The sequence below is a fragment of the Bacteroides clarus genome (assembly GCF_015555825.1).
GTDB lineage: Bacteria > Bacteroidota > Bacteroidia > Bacteroidales > Bacteroidaceae > Bacteroides > Bacteroides clarus.
This window is the reverse complement of record NZ_JADNLF010000006.1, coordinates 165,973-183,243: the sequence shown is the minus strand read 5'-3', so window position 1 is coordinate 183,243 and position 17,271 is coordinate 165,973. Positions and strand designations below refer to the sequence as shown.

Below are 17,271 nucleotides of genomic sequence, written 5' to 3'. Positions count from 1 at the left end.
CAAAATTAAAAGACTGATATTATGAAGAATTTTCTTGGCTTATTTTTACTTCTGTCCCTGGCAGGACAACCACATGCCCAGGCATCAGAAGCAACCGACAACAGTATCCCATCCGCCGTTACCCACCAATCCGGCAATATCTCCGATACCTCTATCGAAGACTTGCTGAAATTACGTAAAAAATATCCCTTGAAACCGGCAAAAGCCACCAAGGCAGAAGTACAGCGTGCTATCGACTTCATAAAAACCTTTGATACCACCAAAATGGAAACGGTAAAGATTGAAGATACCCGCAAACTCGCCGCCGCCATACGTGCATTGGCATACGCTGCACAAGAGAACCTGCCCGAAGGTTCCGAATTTTCTCCTTACCTGGATAAAGTACTGAACGACGGAGTAATAGAACGCATTCCCGCATTTCCATACAACTCGTACACAGACGTACGTGTCGTTCCCGTCGATTTTCTTTCCGCCCTGCCGGTTTGTACTCCCGAACAACAGGGACGACTGATTGAATCGGTAAAAGGACTGATGGAGTTTTATAAACTCAACCAGAAAGACGCTATCCTGAAACGTACCGTCAACTCCGACTATCTGTACAACGTGCTTCCGCATCTGTTTGTATGCGCACTCCATAACCCGGACAATGCACAAGCAGCGGAAGACCTACGTTCATTCTCACGTTATCTCTCGGCATGTACGCAATATGTACCCGGTGAAAAAGACATCCTGAAACCCGACGGTACAGGTTTCCACCACAAAACACATTACAACGGCTATATGTACTCCTACCGCACATGGGTGGAATATATGGGACGGCTGAAAGGCACTGCTTTCCGTATCACCCGCGATGCATACCAACGCATGAGTAAGGCAATCGTAAGCGTATACCTTATGGCTACGTCTTCCGCATCCGATACGGAACATTTCTACGCCAACAGCCTCGCCGGACGTCACCCGCTCTACGGGCTGGACGTGAACTTTTCCAAAGCTCTTTTCCGCGAACTGGTAGAGATTGGCGGAGATATGGACGGCAAAGAATTCGACCCGGAACTTGCCGCCTATTACAACGCCTTCTTCAAAACCGACCATTACAAAGGCGTCACTCCCCGAAAACTGGACGGCTTTTATCAATTCAACTACAGTCCGGCCGGCGTCTATCGTCAGGCGAATTGGGTAGCCACCATGCGCTGCCCCACCACCCGTTTCTGGGGTGGCGAAATCTATAACAAGACCAACCGCTTCGGACGTTACCAATCGCACGGTACATTGGAAGTATTATATGAAGGCTCTTTAGCGGCTTCCGGCTACCCTTACAAGGACAAGAAAAGCGCTGAAAAAGGCGGATGGGACTGGAACGTAATGCCCGGTACCACCACCGTACACTACACCGACTGGAAATCAATGTTGCCCAACGGCAACAACGCCGACCGTTTCGACCAATGGTCGCACACCACCAACTTTGCAGGTGCATTGGCATGGGGTGATTGCGGTCTGTTCGCCGCCGCCTTCGACCAGGACGACAAATGGGGCAGCCAACGTTTCGTTCCCACTCACCTCTCTTTCTGCAAGTCAGTCTTTGCCATCGACGGCATGTTGTTCAGCATGGGCAGCGGCGTAAGCGCACAAGGTGAATATCCTGACGAATGGATTACAGCCACCAACTTGTTTCAAAGCGTTACGGACGGCAAGGCCTCAACGATAGTCAACGGCAAACCGTTGGCAGAGGGCGATTCACTGAGCATCGCCTCTTCCAAAGATACTTGGATTGTAAATCCATGCTCTACCGGATACTTCATCCCTGCCGGAAACGACCCGCTTATCGTTCGCTACGGCAAGCAGACCACTCCATCCTCTTTCGGCCTTACCGAGCAAGGAATGGGAACAATGACAGCCGCCAAAGCATATCTTCTGCACGGCGCGAAGCCCGCACAAAAGAAATATCAGTTCCTTGTAGTACCTGCCACTACGGCCGAACGCATGCGCGCCGACGCCAAACGTTTTGTACGCAAAGGCGGTATCTTCGAAGTAAAACAGCAGCAAGATTCACTGCACATCGTGAAGCACACACCTTCGCACACAACCGCATACGCTTTGTTTGCCCCTGCCACAGGGCTGAATGAAGGTGCGCTGCTCGCCTCGGACACGGAGCTGCTGCTATTGGAGCGCATCACAGGCAAGCAGCTTTCAATAGCTGTCTGCAACCCCGACCTGCGTCCGCAGTCCGATAAATACTTCGGTTGGGTATCCTCCCCCACCACCGCTACACTGACTTTCCACGGAACATGGACTTTGGATGAGACAAGCGCTGCGGAAACCCTGTCCATAACTCACACCGACGGGCAAACCCGTGTAACAGTAGTGCTGGAAGATGGTTTCCCCCGTTACCTCAACTTTATCGAAAAGAAATAAAAAACCAAATCTAACACATAAGTATGAGAAAAATGAACATCAAACAACTTTTACTTCCCGCCGTTTGCAGCCTGCTGCTACTGCCGCTGCAGTCGTGCGACGACGATGCCGACAAACAAGCACAGGCCGAGTATATGAAAGAGCAGGTAGCCGCCTTTGAAGGTACGGTCGACCGACTGAATGCCTCCATTCTTTGCTACCAAAGTCTGCTGTCCGGCGAGATTCCCGTAGGTATCACTCCCATCGAAACAGGCTATAAAGTAGAACTTTCCGGTGGTAACGCCTACAATATCGGCGCCGGAGAAGAGGTAGACGCTTTCTTCCCCCTTATCACAATCTCCGAAAAGGGTAACTGGGCTTATAGCTTCGACGGCAGTAATTATCTCGACTTCACCGACCCATCCGGCAAAACGCTGAATGCCTACTCGCTGGAAGATATAGAAGCCGCTTACCGTTCTCCTCAATTGCAGATTGACAACGAAGGCTTCTGGAAAATAACCTGTGACGGCGGTACCACTTATGCCTATCTGTCCGATACCTCACGCAGCCGCATCGCTGCATTCGGCGGTAAAGGCGCAGGAGTAAGCTCGCTCTTCAGTGACATCGTTTATAACGAAACTGCCGGTAAGCTATCCCTTACTTTGGGAGCGGACAAAGGATTAAAGGATTTCCCTGTCATCAGTAACTTCTACCTCAAAGTAAAAGGCAGCGAAGCAGAAGACGGGCTGACGTTCTTCCTTAACGAAGAACGCAAGTACGAAGTGGAGACAAGCGATGTAGTGAGAACCAGAATAAAAGCTCCCGACGGCTGGACGGTGACACTGGAAAACGATGAATTATCAATCAAGGCTCCGGCCACAACATCTGCCACAAAGACACAGAATATTAACATTATCATTACGTCTTCCAAGCAATACCAACGTACAGTGACACTGGAAGCCAAGTTGCTGAACACGACTTTTGACGCCGACTATTGCAATGCATGGAAAGAGTTTGTGTCCGGTTCGGAGAACAATGTACTGCTCGACTTTTCGTATGCGGGATATATGCACGGAGAAGTAGCGCCACCGGAAATGGAGGAGCTGATAGCTCGCGGATATAAAGTGTTTGATGTAACCCATTATGGTGCCATACCTGATGATGACAAGTCAGATCGGGAAGCATTCTTAAAGGCTTTGGAAGCAGCAGGGGCAAAACGTACGCTCAACATCAATGAAAAAAATCCGGATTTTTCCACCATTCGTATGCAGGTACAAGGTGAGAAGCCTCTGAACGCCATTATCTATTTCCCGAAAGGAAATTACATTTTACAGACCGAAGAAGAGGTAAATCAGAGCATCAGCCTTACTATGGGCGGTTTCCTTATCAAAGGAGCAGGTAGAAATCTTACTACGCTCAAGATGAATGCTAAAAACACAATGGCTACTCCCGGTGATATGTGGACGTGTCCCACGATGATTGAAATAAAGAACTATTCCGGTGTTGACATGAAATCCGACATTACCGAGGTTACCGCCGATACTCCCAAAGGCGGGTTTGAAATAACCGTGGGTAGTGCTTCTAAAATCAAGGCGGGTGACTGGGTATGTCTCTACGTGAAAAACAATGACCCGGAATTTGTTGCCAAAGAAATAGCCCCTCACCCCATCAGCGATTTGAACGCTGCAACTTCAATCGTGAAAGATGGAGCGGAGATATATGATTTACATCAAGTGGTTTCTGTCAATGGTAATAAGGTTACTTTCAAAGAGCCTATCATGCACGAAGTGGAAGCCAAATATAATTGGGTTATCAAAGAATACAAACATTATGAAAATGTAGGGGTGGAAGACATCGCTTTTGAAGGAAAAGCGGAAGAGAGATTCCAGCACCATGAAAGTAGCAGTAACAATGGTTCTTATGACAGCGAATACAAGCTTATAGACTTAGTACGCCTGACCGACTCATGGATGCGTCGTGTTAATTTTATCAGTGTCAGTGAAGCAGCCTCTTTGGTTAGTTGCGCCAATGTGTCGGCCTATGACATAGAAATCAGTGGCAATCGCGGACATTCAGCCGTACGCTCCAACTCTTCTTCACGCGTATTTATAGGTAAAGTATACGACCATAGTAGCGGTTATCGAATTCCTAAAGCCGGAGAGTTGGCTGAATGGATGGAAAATGCCGGACAGTATCACGGTTGTGGCGTATCCAAACCAAGCATGGGAGCCGTTATCTGGAATGTACAATGGGGAGATGATGCTTGCTACGAAGCTCACGCATCACAACCGCGTGCCACATTGATAGACCGCTGTACAGGCGCTTTCATTCCCAGCCGTCAAGGTGGAGACCGATACGAAGTTCCTAATCATTTAGGGGATTTAATCATTTGGAATATGAATGCTACCCGCACGGGCTATGAAAGCAATTGGAACAATCAGTTTGTATGGTGGGATAAAAATTCTGCATGGAGCAAAACAGTACCGCCCGTTATCGTCGGTTTCCACGGCGCTTCTATCAATTTTGCCGAAACATTCATCAGTGATGTACCACAAAACAAACGTATCGAAAGCCAAGGCAGTCGCGTAGAGCCTTATTCTCTCTATGAGGCGCAACTCCGCCGCCGTTTGGGTTATGTACCCGCTTGGCTTACGGCATTGAAATAATAAATTCTTTTTAAGGTTATAATATCAGAACAGAAGAGGCTGACATAACGGTCAGCCTCTTCTTGTTATCTATCCTGTTCCAAAAAAGTAATATCCTCATAAGATAAGATACTATCATCGGAAGAAACAACCTCTTTTTTCCTTTTTGCAGATTACCCCTTCACCTTTCACAACTCCCTATTCATACGGGATAACGGGTGAAGGAAGTGAAATACATTCTGTAAATACCCAATGACACCAATCAGTTCGACAACTCTCCCTTAAAAAACAAATCGACTTCACGAGATGAAACTATTTGTCTCACGATATAAAATTATTCATCTCACGAGACGAAATTATTTCCCACATGAAACGAATCTATTCATCTTACGAGACATTTGTTGTTATCAAAAGACCTCACTTTAACACCCCAAACACCACACCTTAGCAACTGAAACGCCACAGCATAACACACCAAAGCCCTAAGGTTTGGGGAGCAAACCCCTGCAATTCGAGGAGTTAAGGTGAGGTGTTTGGGTTACTAAGGTGTGGCATTCTTGGACAACAGGCTGTGAGGAAATTGTGAATGGACAAAATCAAAGGGTTCACCCGCTATCCCGCATGAACAGGGAGTTGTGAAAGGTGAAGGGCAAAAGGGATAAAATGTAAACACCCCTTTCGCATCCTGTTTTGCATCAATAAAGAAACAGGAAGAACGAAAGGGGTGAACAAAATACCTAAAGAAAACCCGTTATTTCTTCAATCGGAATTCCACCGGCTGTCCGTGCCGGCAGGTAACGGTTATTTCCGTAACATCTCCTGCCGACTGTACTTTTACCTTTTCATTGGGTACAGCCAAACTCCACGCGCCTCTCAGATGCAAAGTTTTGAAAGACGACGCACTGGGCTCGGGAGTAGTATATGTTTTTTCCTTGATGTGCAGGTCAGGGTCACAAACGCTGACAATCAGCGTTCCGTCCTCTGCCGTACGGCGCATTACCATTGTTTCGGAAGCAATATCCGCAACAACTTCATCTTCCGGCAAACTGACAGCCTCAAAAGCGGCATACCCCGTTACCCCCGAAGCACGGTCGAAAACGATATGCGCCTGCCGGTCACGACGGAGAATGGAATAACCGGGCTCCTTTTGCGCTGCGGCAAGTTCCCCGGCAGTGGGCTGAATGAGAATGCTGTAAGCATAGGCAGCGTCTTGGGGAGCCAGGCCATGTACTATATAGGCACTGGCAAATGTGCCCTTTGTCGGAGATTTATCCGTATCTTTGGCACTCTGTTGTTCGGCTATCTGCACACGTACAAGGCCTTCCGGTACAAGATAATGATTGCCGTATCCGTCACGCAACCAGCAATTGGGATTACCCGCCAGTTTTGCGCCGAATGACGGTTTGTCTATCTCCTTTCCCATCACGGAGATGGCCGCCTTGCCCGGACGGTATTCACTCTGAAAAAGGGTGGTTTCCGTAGGATACTGCGCATTACTGTTACTGATGCCCGTACCCAGGCAAACGATACGATTATCGAAACAGAAAGCGGACTTGCGTGCCACAAAGTCTGGAGTGAAATTCTTATAATCGGCCTCTTTCAACTTCATCGCAAACATACCGTGACGTCCCTCCAAAGAGGAAGTTCCGGCAAAGTTCTCGGTAGAACGCGCCATTAGAGTACCGGTACGGGGATTGTCCAGCAATTCCAAGGGCAGATGGATGGTTGTCGTACCCGGCAGGCGGTTCCAGTCCCACCCCTCTTCCACATACCCGCTCGCCTTACGTGAGGGATAACCCATTATCTGAACGGAACCGTAGCTTTGGTAGCGTCCGTAACGGTTGTCTTTCGTATAAATCTCCGAACCCCACACATTGGTATTGAATCCTTTGAGCGTCACCATCCAATCGGCACGGCGGTGAATACCGGCAGCGCCATAGTTATAAACAAAGAATCCTTGCGGAGCTTTGGCCGGTTGAATGTCTTTTTCCTTAAAGAAGCGGGCTTCCGGACTGTTCTTACCATTCATCAAACGAAGATAGTCGGCAGCCAGCGCATGGTCGAACTCACCGCCCTGTCCGGATAAGTCGCCGGAAAGAGCCAGTTGCGCAAACGCTTTGATGTCCGCCCCACCCATTTTGCCGCCGAAAGGATGGCGTCCGCCAAGCCCGGTACTCCACTCTGTAAGATTGGAATAATTGCGCATGGCGGTAAAGGCGCCCGCCAAAAGACGACGGGCTTCGAGCGAAGGTACAAATTCCGTTCCACCGGTCATGGCAATATAATCGCTCACCGTAGCAAGTGCTCCGGTAGTATAAGCAGGATAGAAACCGCCATGATGAAAAGTCGTACCGTCCACTTTGATACCGCCAATCGTACCCGGCGTACAATTTACCGAACCGGACACCCAGCGGGACAAACCGCGCAAAGCCTGTACGCGTCCGCATTCATCGGGAATCATCATGGCAGCAATCAACTTGGGCTGCAACAAGGTGTTCCAAGAGTCGAGCATTTCATCGCGTATCTCGGCGCAAGGGAGCCTCGTCTCCTGCAGGGCAGACCAAAAAAGCAGTGTTTTGAGAATGTCGTCGCGGCGTGAAGACTTCAGAATGGCTTTACGCATCAACCAAGCCGTGGTATATATCTTACGTATCTGGTAGCCGTAGTGATGGTTGGTACCCATACCGCTGCCATAGGCAAAGCCCTGGTCTATCGCATACTCCCATACGGCAAAGTAATTGCTTTCGGCCTCATAGGATTTGTTGCAATAAGCATCGTAGGCAAATCCGGCAAGCATGGCTTCAAGGTCATTCCAAGAAAGTTCGCCTTTATCACGATGCAGCTCGTCGGGAGCCAGTAAAGGCGCGCCCGTAAAGCCCGAACCCGACGGATAGATATCGGCCTTTGCATAAGTAGCCACGGCTTTTTTCACTGCGGCAGCCACGGCAGAAGCGGCCGGCGGTGTCAGAGCCTCATTCAGTCGTTCTTCTATCGTTTTAAGGTCCCGGCGTTGTTGTTCCGTAAGCTTGGCCGGACGGGGAATGTCATATTCGTACTGCTTCCACTCCCATACGCGGCACCAGTGCCAAAGGTCGCGCCCTACGGCAAGGCTGTTGTAATCTATCTGCATATCGGGGGTAGTACGCAGGTTCATCGCCTTTTCCGGGAATTTCCAGCGGTCGAAGAACACCCGGCTTTTACGGTTGGGAGCCACTATACGGTAAGAGGTGATTGACTTGTCCGCCTTATCGCCGCGCATGCTCTTGAATCCAATCCAGCAGGCACGCCATCCGGGCGATTGCAACCGATACGTAAACCAATAGGACACTTTGCCCTCGGCATCGAGAAACTCAAAGCGTAATGAATCCGGCTGTGACTTCTCGTTGTAAATCCACAGCGTGATACCATGTGTGGCCTCTGTCTTATTGTTCAAAGCCAGCGGAGCGTCCAACGCAATGTTCATTACCGAGCCGGGACCGAAATTCCATTCAAGACTTTTCTTACCTTCTTTATAATAACGGTTTGATAAAGAAAGGGATTTCCTGTCGGGAGAGGTAAAACCCTCGGGAACCCGGTCTTCAAAACCAATGACTTGCTGCGCCCCCAAAGGGAACGTACAAAGGAACACAAGAGAAAGCAGAATAAGTTTCATACGCTATTTGTATCGAATTAGGTTAATTTCAGGTGGCTGTCACCTCTTTTACGGATGCAAAAATACACGAAATGATAATAGAGCAAAGAATAAAATGTTCAGGAATTAGCAGAAATCATACATTTACAAAGATAGGCAGTATAAAAGCCGGAAACGTATAATCCGTAACCAATCATCTTCAGTCAATTGTCTTATATACTTCGCGTTAACAGTAATTTGTATATTTGTTTTTACGATATTGTTGTTTTATCAATTATTTTATAATATTTTTGCCACTGCAACAAACAAAAATAATAAATAGTGTATGGCATTAATAACGTACATTCTTATTGCGATACCGGTATGTCTGCTGGCTATCATTCTATGGCTGTATTTCGATTATTGGAAATATAAACGCAAGAATCATTTTATACTCCTGATACTTCTTTTTTATCCGATATTGTCGTATGCACAATATACGGACAAAGCACAGTGCAAAATCTCATTTTCATCGTATGCAAACCAGCCAGGTAAACTGGAATATACCCAAGACGGCATAATTTACCGTTTCACCCCGGAAAGCAATGCGTGGAAAATAACCATCAAAAACAATACTAATAAGGATATACGGATAAACTGGGAAAAAGCCAGCTTTATCATTAATGGAAAAGCGTCCGGTGTCGGTTTCTACTCTGTTACAGCCGATAGCACCCCTACGGATGTTATCAAAGAAAAATCCGAAATAACCCGGACTGTCACTGCATCCAACTTAATAAAAGGGAAAAAAGTCAATAAAATATACAGTAAACGAAATCTGAAGAGAGGCGGACGGACTTCCGTCAATATCGTTTTACCAATCGGTATCGGCAATCAACCGCAGTTCTTCCATATATTCAACTTTGTTGTAACAGCTAACTAACCATGACTTTCCAATATATTATCAACCATTTGAATAAACCGCATTTGTGGTATATCGTACTGACCGCCCCGCACGCCGAACTCAGTACCCAAAAGAAACTGGAACGGCAAGGATTTATCACTTACGTTCCGGCGACTTCGGTTCGGCGCACTTGGGACGGACGTATAAAAGAAATACACATCCCGGCAATAGCAAGTGTGTATTTGTATATGCAACCAACGAAGAAATGCAAGAGATGCAAAAGGAATATGCCGTCCTGTCTCCGCAAACCGTTACAACCTTATATCAAAACCAATAAATTCTTTTGAGACAAATTTATAAATATATCCATGAATCATTTCAACACATCGGAGATTCTTTTTTTCAAATTCAACCTCGCCAAGTCTTCCGGTTTCAATTCCAACTCCACCAGTATTTTAGCGGTAGCAACATTATATACGGATTCTTTCACATCACAATTTGTCTGTCCTTCACGCAAAGAGTATAGCATGGCAAAATCATAATTCAATGCCCTTGAAACATTGTACAACGTATCTGTATCAATACTTTTCCGTGTCAACATATAATCGACACTTTGAGGCCTAACACCCAGTCTTCTTGCTAGTTCAGCCTTAGTAACCTGATTATCAGCCATGACATTCCTGATAATCTCGCCAATATATATATTACTCTTTTCCATTTCTATGAAGATACGAATTAATTAGCCACACGAAAACTACTTGAACAATAATTTATCTGTATATAAGTTCGAATTATCCCATAATTTATTTGTTTTATCAATTAATTTATGATATTTTTGCCACGTATTCATACGAATAAAAAGATAATACATATAATGCTATGACATTGACAGTTTATATTCTCATTGCAATTCCTATCTGTATACTGGCTATCCTTATATGGACTTACTTTGACTACCGGAAATACAAACGGGAACATCATCTCATTATTTTATTGTCACTTTTGTTTCCCACATTATCGCATGCGCAATATATCGATAATGAAAATTGCCGTATCTCATTTAAATCGTATGAAAATCATCAAGATAAATTGGAATATATCAAAGATAATGTGTTTTATCAGTTCATCCCGAACAGCAGTGCATGGAAAGTAATTATCAAAAACAATACTGATGAAGTAGTATGGCTGAACTGGGAAAAAGCCGGTTTCATCGTCAATGGGAAAGCCTCAGGCGTCAGTCTCTTTCCTTTTACAACCGACAAAGTTCCTACGGAAAGCATTCAAAGCAATCATGGAATAAACCGTACAATCACCGCATCCAACCTGATTACTCCAAAAGGGATTAACAAAATATACAATAAAAGAAATATTAGAAAAGGCGGAAGAACTTCCGTCACAATCGTTCTTCCGATAACAATCGGAAACAGGCCGCAATTTTTTCATGCATTCAGTTTTACAGTAACAAAAGCTAACTAACTATGACTTTTCAACATATTATCACTCACTTGGGTAAACCGCATTCGTGGTATATCGTATTAACTGGTCCGCACGCCGAACTGAGTATTAAAAAGAAGCTGGAACGACAAGGTTTTATTACTTACGTTCCGGTGACTTCGGTTCGGCGTTGTTGGGCAGGGTGCATAAAAGAAATACACACCCCGGTAATAACGAGATGTGTATTTATATATGCGACCGATGAAAATATTCAGGGAATACAAAACGAATATACCGTCTTGTCTCCACAAACCGTTACAGCCTTATATCAAAACCAATAGATATAGGCCAGCGTGCTGCAACTGATAACCACCCAAAGCAGTATACCTTGCACCAGCGGTTTGATGCCCACCGCTTTCAATACATTGCGGGAAAGGGAAGCTCCGATAAAGAATAAGGTAATCGTCAATGTCTTACGTGCAATGCTATTGATTCCTGCACCGATCAAAGCGCCCGTTTCGGAAAGATTCAACACATAGGTGTTGACAACCATTGCCAGAACGAAGAAGAAGATAAACCAGGGGATACTGATTTTCTGTCCCTTACTCTTAAAGATAAACGAAGTGGCGATTGCCAACGGGATAATCCAAAGCGCACGGGTCAGCTTGATAGTGGTGGCAACTCTTAGCGCTTCTTCGCCATAAGCAGCACCCGCACCAACCACCGAACTTGTATCATGAATGGCAATGGCAGCCCACGTACCAAATTCATGCTGACTCATATTCAGCGCATGACCTATCATCGGGAATATAAACAATGCTATCGCATTCAATATAAAAATCGTACCCAAAGCCACGGACATCTCACTATCTTTTGCTTTCAATACAGGGCCTACCGCCGCGATAGCGCTACCACCGCAAATAGCCGTACCGGAGCTAATCAGATAAGAAGTGTCCCGGTCTACCTTCAGGAACTTACGACCGATAACCCAACCGATAAGCAATGTGCCTACCACAGAGATAATCGTAAATTCCATGCCCTCCTTACCGGAAGCAAGTGACGCCTGCAAATTCATGCCGAATCCCAAACCTACCACAGAATACTGCAACAGATATTTGGATGTCTTTTTATTAAACTTAGGATGCGCCTGCCCGCAAAGCAAGGCAAATGCCAAACCAAGAAATAAAGCTACCGGCGGAGTAACCCATGCAGCATAAGCGTGCATTCCCGGAATATAATCGAGAAATAAAAAGACAGAAAGAATGATAAGAAGTGAAACGTAAATAATTTTGTTGTTGTTCTGCAAGAAAGGCATATTAATGCTTTTCGCCAATGCTCGAGTTGAAGCCATACTTTTTTATTTTTATTAATTTGTTTTCGGCCGCAAAGGTAGGCTTCTTTTCCCAATCACGCCAATTGTTTCTACTTATATACTATAACTTATTGTTATTGTGCATGGCAAACTGCATGAATACTTGCGCCAAACCGCTTTCTTGTCCCTGAGGTTGTGCAAAGCTAAAATCGCGCAACATAGGCATTCCCTTAATTTCAACGACACGCAACTGTCCTGAATACAATTCACGTGTAATGGAACGAATAGAGACAATGCCCAGACAATCCGTGTGCTCCAAAAAGAGCTTGATGCTTTCCGTACTTCCCAAATACATCAAAACCTGTAAAGAGGATAACTTTATATTATGTTGCTGCAAGGCACGCTCAAAAACATCCAATGTTCCCGAACCTCTTTCGCGAAGCACCAGAGGCAGATGCAACAGCTCTTCGGGGGTTATCTCCTCTCCCACCGTAAGTCTACTGCCCGTACGAACCACCGCTACCAGTTCGTCTTCCAGAAAAGTGGTATATTTAATGTTAGGCAATCGGAATACCCCTTCGACAAAACCCAAATCAATGCGATGCTCCTGCAAAGCGGCTTCTATCTCTCTGGAATTACCGTTCAGCAACGATAAATTAACTTGTGGAAATTTACCGATGAAACTGGCAAGCAAAGGCGGTAACACATATTGGGCAATGGTGGTACTGGCGCCCAGCTTCAAACCGCCTGTATATTCATTATGCAACAAGTGCATTTCGTATTCCAACCGTTTGTAATCTTCCAGAATCCGTTCGCAATATTCCAAGAGCAACTTACCCGAATCCGTTAATGAGATTCTGCTACCCTGACGGTCAAACAAACGCGTCTGATAAGCAGCCTCCAACTCTTGTATATGTTTGGTTATGGCAGGCTGGCTGACAAACAATTCTTGCGAAGCTTTCGTAAAACTCAGGTTCTTCGCGACAGACTGGAACACTTTTAAACGAAAATCACTCACGGCACAATGAATTAGTATGATTAATTATTCTGCAAATCTTCGCTTCTGATACCCAATACCGACATCAGCGGATATCCCAACATTTCCCAATGACATACCGCCGGAGCCTCAGGCTCTTCCATACGGAAATAAACAATATCTTTTGCATTCTCTTTGCGCCCGGAGCTTTCTGCCGTAAATTCCTTCAATACGTCTTCCACCTCTTTACCATACTCCTCATTAAAAGGAACTGCAACCAGTTTCTTCACCTCGGCGGAATTTAAGACTATCTGCAACAAATCAAGATACAAGTCTCCGCGGGACACAAAACCCTCTGAAGGCACAGCCATAAAACTAAACTCACCCAAAGAGGCTTTGAAGGCCACTCCGTCCAATTCGCTTTTCAGGTCGGACGGCAGGCAATGCTCCAATTTTCCGGACTGTTCATCATACACCAGCAGTATCTGCACATCGTTATCACTTCCTTTTACTCCGGCATCCATAGCCAGATACATGGTAAAGAGCGCCAAATCCACCGTCTGTAAAGAACGTCCCAACAGGGGTTCAAAATACTTCTTCAAATCATTTATAACAAAGTTCAGGTAGGCAACGTCTATCACCATTACCGTTTCGGAAAGTTTTATTCGGGCATTTTCCATAATCGCATATTTATTGAGGGAGTAAAGGTACAAAAAGTTTCTCAGATAAAAGCCATTTGTCGCAAATCAGCCATTTTGACATTCATTTTCTTCTATTAACTGAAATTTTGTCTCATTTCTGCAGCTGGCAAATCTTTTGCGCCCTTTGAGGTGTTATGAATCTGATAAAAATAGAAAGGAGAACAAGATATGAACTTTAACAATTTTACCATCAAAGCGCAGGAAGCCGTACAAGAGGCCGTGAACCTGACGCAGGCACGGGGGCAACAAGCCATCGAACCCGTACACTTGCTTCAGAGCGTGATGAAGGTAGGTGAAAATGTCACCAACTTCATCTTCCAAAAGTTGGGCATGAACGGGCAACAAATCGCGCTCGTACTGGACAAGCAGATCGACTCACTGCCGAAAGTATCGGGTGGAGAGCCTTATCTGAGCCGTGAGACTAATGAAGTGTTTCAAAAAGCCACCCAGTATTCCAAAGAAATGGGTGATGAATTCGTTTCGCTGGAACCGATTCTGCTGGCTTTACTGAACGTAAAAAGTACCGCCTCCACTATCCTCAAGGATGCCGGGATGACGGAAAAAGAATTGCGTAATGCAATCAATGAATTGCGGAAAGGTGAAAAGGTTACTTCGCAATCCAGCGAAGATACGTATCAGTCATTAGAGAAGTATGCCATCAATTTGAACGAAGCGGCACGAAGCGGCAAGCTGGATCCTGTAATCGGCCGTGATGAAGAAATCCGCCGGGTATTGCAAATCCTGAGTCGCCGCACCAAGAACAACCCTATATTAATAGGTGAACCGGGTACCGGTAAAACAGCGATTGTAGAGGGGCTTGCACACCGTATTCTAAGAGGTGACGTACCCGAAAACCTGAAAAACAAACAGGTTTATTCACTGGATATGGGCGCACTGGTTGCAGGAGCCAAATATAAGGGTGAATTCGAGGAACGTTTGAAGGCCGTTATCAATGAAGTGAAGAAGTCGGAAGGAGATATTATTCTGTTTATCGATGAAATCCACACACTGGTAGGCGCCGGCAAAGGTGAGGGAGCGATGGATGCCGCCAATATCCTGAAGCCCGCCCTGGCACGTGGCGAACTGAGAAGTATCGGCGCTACCACTCTTGACGAGTATCAAAAGTATTTTGAAAAGGACAAGGCTTTGGAGCGCCGTTTCCAAATCGTCATGGTGAACGAACCGGATACGTTGAGTACAATTTCCATTCTCCGCGGTTTGAAAGAGCGTTATGAAAATCACCACCACGTACGGATTAAAGATGACGCCATCATTGCCGCCGTAGAGCTGAGCAACCGTTACATCACCGACCGTTTCTTGCCGGATAAGGCTATCGACCTAATGGATGAAGCAGCCGCCAAGCTCCGTATGGAAGTAGACTCCGTACCGGAAGAACTGGATGAGATTTCACGTAAAATCAAACAACTGGAGATTGAGCGGGAAGCCATTAAACGTGAAAACGACCAACCCAAACTCGAGCAAATCGGTAAGGAACTTGCCGAACTGAAAGAGCAGGAAAAGTCGTACAAGGCGAAGTGGCAAAGCGAAAAGACGCTGGTCAACAAGATTCAACAGAACAAGGTCGAAATAGAGAATTTGAAGTTTGAGGCCGACAAGGCGGAACGTGAAGGCGATTACGGAAAGGTTGCCGAAATACGTTACGGCAAACTGCAAGCGTTGAATCAGGAAATTGAAGAAACGCAGCAGAAACTGCACGAGATGCAGGGTGACAAGGCAATGATTAAAGAAGAAGTCGATGCCGAGGACATCGCCGATGTGGTTTCCCGCTGGACAGGCATACCGGTAAGCAAGATGCTGCAAAGTGAAAAGGACAAGCTGCTGCATCTGGAAGACGAACTGCATCAGCGCGTAATAGGTCAGGATGAAGCCATTGAGGCGGTAGCCGATGCCGTGCGTCGCAGCCGTGCAGGATTACAGGATCCGAAACGCCCTATCGGCTCGTTCCTCTTTCTCGGTACGACCGGCGTAGGTAAGACGGAACTTGCCAAGGCACTCGCCGAGTTCCTGTTTGACGATGAAACGATGATGACGCGCATCGACATGAGTGAATATCAGGAGAAGCACAGTGTTTCCCGTCTGGTAGGAGCGCCTCCGGGATATGTAGGATACGATGAAGGCGGTCAGCTAACGGAAGCCGTACGCCGTAAGCCCTACTCCGTCGTACTGTTCGATGAAATCGAGAAAGCGCACCCGGATGTATTCAACATCCTGTTGCAGGTACTGGACGACGGGCGTTTGACGGATAATAAAGGACGTACCGTAAACTTCAAGAATACCATTATCATCATGACCTCCAATATGGGTAGCGGATACATTCAAAGCCAGATGGAAAAACTGAACGGCTCCAACAAGGAAGAGATTGTAGAAGAAACCAAGAAAGAAGTGATGAATATGCTGAAAAAGACGATTCGTCCGGAGTTTCTGAACCGTATCGACGAGACAATCATGTTCTTGCCGTTGACAGAAAAGGAAATCAAACAGATTGTTGTACTCCAAATCAAGAGCGTACAAAAAATGTTGTCCGCAAACGGTGTGGAACTGGTATTGACCGATGCCGCCATAGACTTCCTTGCCAATGCGGGATACGATCCTGAATTCGGCGCCCGTCCGGTGAAACGTGCTATCCAGCATTATTTACTGAACGACTTGTCCAAGAAGCTGTTGTCGCAAGAGGTTGACCGCAGCAAACCGATTACGGTGGATGCCGATAGGACGAAAGACGGATTGGTGTTCAGAAACTGACAGCCAATCGGACTTAAAAAGAAAGGTGTATGAGAAGCGGCCTCTCATACACCTTTCTTTTTTAAACCTCAAAATGGAGTATAATTATTCTGCGGTTGCCTCTTTAGTCTCTTCGGCAGCAGCTTCAGATGCTTCTTCAAAGTCGGTCATGCCACTTGCCACCAGCAGGTTATACCAGGAAATCAGTTTTTTAATATCCGATACATATACGCGGTCGCGGTCAAAGTTAGGCAACACTTCCGCCAAATAAGCCTGAAGTTCTTTCACGGAAGCCTTTTTCACATCCAACGCCACAGCGGCGCCGTTCTCTTTTTTCTTCATTGAAAGAAGTACGTCTTTCAAAGGCACTTCCTCTGCATCCGTATACATGGCAATATCGCCTAAAGAGATAATCTTTTCATTGCCGTAAGCCGGAAAACGTTTCTTATCAACCAACGACTCGACAATCAACATATTCTTTCCCTGAGAAATGAGCTTATACAATCCCGGCTTACCGGAAATAGACAAAATAGTCTTCAACATAGTATATTCTGTTTTT

The 17,271-nt window shown here is 46.0% G+C and carries 12 protein-coding genes and 1 pseudogene; 7 read left to right on the top strand and 6 right to left on the bottom strand.

Features of this window, described 5'->3' with window-relative positions; translation table 11 throughout:
* Positions 1 to 21 precede the first annotated feature (21 nt).
* Positions 22 to 2,412, top strand: a complete 2,391-nt coding sequence (locus I2F54_RS08870; RefSeq protein ID WP_195501003.1) for a polysaccharide lyase family 8 super-sandwich domain-containing protein — start codon at positions 22 to 24, stop codon at positions 2,410 to 2,412.
* Between the two features lie 23 nt (positions 2,413 to 2,435).
* Positions 2,436 to 5,057, top strand: coding sequence for a DUF4955 domain-containing protein (locus I2F54_RS08865; RefSeq protein WP_195501002.1), 2,622 nt, complete (start codon positions 2,436 to 2,438; stop codon positions 5,055 to 5,057).
* A gap of 730 nt (positions 5,058 to 5,787) precedes the next feature.
* On the opposite strand, the gene I2F54_RS08860 is transcribed toward I2F54_RS08865, so the two are convergent.
* The gene (locus I2F54_RS08860) at positions 5,788 to 8,688 is read right to left on the bottom strand and encodes a chondroitinase family polysaccharide lyase (RefSeq protein ID WP_195501001.1); all 2,901 of its coding nucleotides are present in this window, start codon (positions 8,686 to 8,688) and stop codon (positions 5,788 to 5,790) included.
* A gap of 304 nt (positions 8,689 to 8,992) precedes the next feature.
* Between I2F54_RS08860 and I2F54_RS08855 the strand changes: the two genes are divergently transcribed.
* Positions 8,993 to 9,586 (top strand): hypothetical protein, encoded by a 594-nt coding sequence (locus I2F54_RS08855; protein WP_195501000.1) that lies wholly within the window; start codon positions 8,993 to 8,995, stop codon positions 9,584 to 9,586.
* 2 nt (positions 9,587 to 9,588) lie between these two features.
* Positions 9,589 to 9,884: pseudogene (locus tag I2F54_RS08850) on the top strand (UpxY family transcription antiterminator).
* A 36-nt stretch (positions 9,885 to 9,920) separates the two neighbouring features.
* Here the strand turns inward: I2F54_RS08850 and I2F54_RS08845 are convergent.
* Positions 9,921 to 10,265 carry a helix-turn-helix domain-containing protein gene (locus I2F54_RS08845; protein WP_009121475.1) on the bottom strand — a complete coding sequence of 115 codons (345 nt, stop codon included), beginning with the start codon at positions 10,263 to 10,265 and terminating at the stop codon, positions 9,921 to 9,923.
* Between the two features lie 161 nt (positions 10,266 to 10,426).
* On the opposite strand from I2F54_RS08845, the gene I2F54_RS08840 reads away from it, so the two are divergent.
* Both I2F54_RS08840 and I2F54_RS08835 read left to right on the top strand, forming a co-directional pair.
* Entirely contained in the window at positions 10,427 to 11,023 is a 597-nt protein-coding gene (locus tag I2F54_RS08840; RefSeq protein ID WP_009121474.1) for a hypothetical protein, read from the top strand.
* Positions 11,024 to 11,025: 2 nt separating this feature from the next.
* Positions 11,026 to 11,322: a UpxY family transcription antiterminator gene (locus I2F54_RS08835; RefSeq protein ID WP_009121473.1), complete on the top strand. Its 297-nt coding sequence runs from the start codon at positions 11,026 to 11,028 to the stop codon at positions 11,320 to 11,322.
* Here I2F54_RS08835 and I2F54_RS08830 read toward each other — a convergent pair.
* The 3 genes from I2F54_RS08830 to I2F54_RS08820 form a co-directional block, all read right to left on the bottom strand.
* Positions 11,310 to 12,332 carry a YeiH family protein gene (locus tag I2F54_RS08830; RefSeq protein WP_195500999.1) on the bottom strand — a complete coding sequence of 341 codons (1,023 nt, stop codon included), beginning with the start codon at positions 12,330 to 12,332 and terminating at the stop codon, positions 11,310 to 11,312. The genes I2F54_RS08835 and I2F54_RS08830 overlap by 13 nt on opposite strands.
* An 82-nt stretch (positions 12,333 to 12,414) precedes the next feature.
* Positions 12,415 to 13,311, bottom strand: a complete 897-nt coding sequence (locus I2F54_RS08825) for a LysR substrate-binding domain-containing protein (protein WP_195500998.1) — start codon at positions 13,309 to 13,311, stop codon at positions 12,415 to 12,417.
* A gap of 20 nt (positions 13,312 to 13,331) precedes the next feature.
* Positions 13,332 to 13,949 (bottom strand): DUF6621 family protein, encoded by a 618-nt coding sequence (locus I2F54_RS08820; RefSeq protein WP_195500997.1) that lies wholly within the window; start codon positions 13,947 to 13,949, stop codon positions 13,332 to 13,334.
* A gap of 189 nt (positions 13,950 to 14,138) precedes the next feature.
* Between I2F54_RS08820 and clpB the strand changes: the two genes are divergently transcribed.
* On the top strand, positions 14,139 to 16,733 hold the full coding sequence (gene clpB, locus I2F54_RS08815) for an ATP-dependent chaperone ClpB (RefSeq protein WP_195500996.1): 2,595 nt from the start codon (positions 14,139 to 14,141) through the stop codon (positions 16,731 to 16,733).
* Positions 16,734 to 16,817: 84 nt separating this feature from the next.
* Here the strand turns inward: clpB and I2F54_RS08810 are convergent, their stop codons facing one another.
* A complete protein-coding gene (locus I2F54_RS08810) occupies positions 16,818 to 17,255 on the bottom strand; it encodes a DUF5606 family protein (RefSeq protein WP_009121468.1) in 438 nt (145 codons plus the stop codon).
* Positions 17,256 to 17,271: the final 16 nt, after the last annotated feature.